The sequence below is a fragment of the Siccirubricoccus deserti genome (assembly GCF_014283215.1).
Classification (GTDB): domain Bacteria; phylum Pseudomonadota; class Alphaproteobacteria; order Acetobacterales; family Acetobacteraceae; genus Siccirubricoccus; species Siccirubricoccus deserti.
Window position 1 is genome coordinate 1 of the sequence record NZ_JACOMF010000209.1, and the last position, 1,512, is coordinate 1,512.

1 protein-coding gene is annotated in these 1,512 nt (G+C 65.5%); it reads left to right on the forward strand.

Features of this window, described 5'->3' with window-relative positions:
• Positions 1 to 1,278 (forward strand): IS110 family RNA-guided transposase (locus tag H7965_RS29860; RefSeq protein WP_186774092.1); only part of this gene is annotated, 1,278 nt, incomplete at its 5' end.
• Positions 1,279 to 1,512: the final 234 nt, after the last annotated feature.

Consider the following 1,512-nt stretch of genomic DNA (forward strand, 5'->3'; position numbering starts at 1 on the left):
CCTACACCCCAAGCGGCGGCCCTTGTCGCCATTGATGTCGCCAAGCAGCGCAACGAGGTGCTGATCGAGGTGCCAGATGCCCGGCGCCGCCGGCGCCTGACAGTGGCCAATACCCGGGCCGAGCACGACCGGCTGGTTGCCGAGTTGCAGGCCCTGGCGCGCCCGGTCACGGTCGGCTTTGAGCCGACTGGGCACTACCACCGCCCTCTCGCCTGGCGCCTGGTGCGAGCCGGCTTCGATGTCCGGCTGATCTCCTCGGTTGCCTTGGCCCGGACGCGCGAGGCTCTGCACAACGGCTGGGACAAGAACGATCCCAAGGACGCCCAGGTGATCCTGCACATGCTGCGGATCGGGGCGGCAAAGCCCTACCACGACCCGCTGGAGCACGGGATCAACGACATCCAGGAGCTGTCGATGACCCATGAGGTGGTCTCGAAGGCCAAGACCGAGGCGCTCCATCGCATCCAGACCCACTACCTGCCGCTCTACTTTCCCGAGGTCGACCGCTTCCGGAATAACACTCGCAGCGATTGGTTCTTCGCTCTTCTTGAGCGCTTTCCCGTGCCGGCCAGCATCACCGCCCTGAGCAAGGAAGCCTTTATCGAGGCTGCCTGGGACGTCGCCGGCCGCAAGGTCTCCAAGGCCCGCCTGCTCGGCGACATCTATGAGACCGCCCAGAGCTCGATCGCTTTGCCGATCCCGGCCGATGCCCCGGCCATCACCATGTTTCGCCTCGTCCTTGCTGAGGCGCGGCATTTGATCCAGCAGCGCGACACCATTGAGCGCCTCGCGGGCGAACTGCTGGGTGAGCACGCCGACTTCCAGCGTCTGCAGCAGGTGCCCGGCATCGGGCCGATCAATGCGCTGGCCATCCTGGCCGAGGCCGGTGATCTGCGCCGCTTCGGCCACCATCGCCAGTTCCTGAAGTTCTGCAGCCTTGATCTCGCCACCCACCAATCCGGCCAGTTCCGCGGCAAGACCAAGCTGTCCAAGCGCGGCAACGCCCGCCTGCGCAGGACATTGTGGATGGCCGCCCAGGTTGCCATCCGCCAGCGGGAGAACAGCTTCCGCGCCAAGTTCGAGCGCTATGTCGCCAAGGACCGGGAGGATCCGGACCTCCGGCGCAAGGCGTTCACCGCCATCACCGCCAAGATGGCCCGCGTCGTGCACGCGATCATCAAGAGCGGTGGCGATTACCGGCCCTTCGTCGAGGGGCCGGTGCCAGGTGGAAGAACCCCTCTCTATCGGAGCCGTCAGGGCGCATCCGCGACCCTGTAGATAATGTTCGGGTCTTCCACCTGGGCCTGCATCTCGTCTCAAGGACGGTGAGGGCCGCGGCGGCACCTGCCCAGGTGCCGCCGGCGGACCCTGTGTTTGCTATGGTCGAGAGCTCCCCCATCACGGTGGAGGCCACCTGGTTTTGTGTTGCTGCGCGTTCCGACACCAGTGCAAACTGGCGATGGAGATTTGCGGACCAACGTATCCCACGGCTTCCCGATATAGGACGTTGTC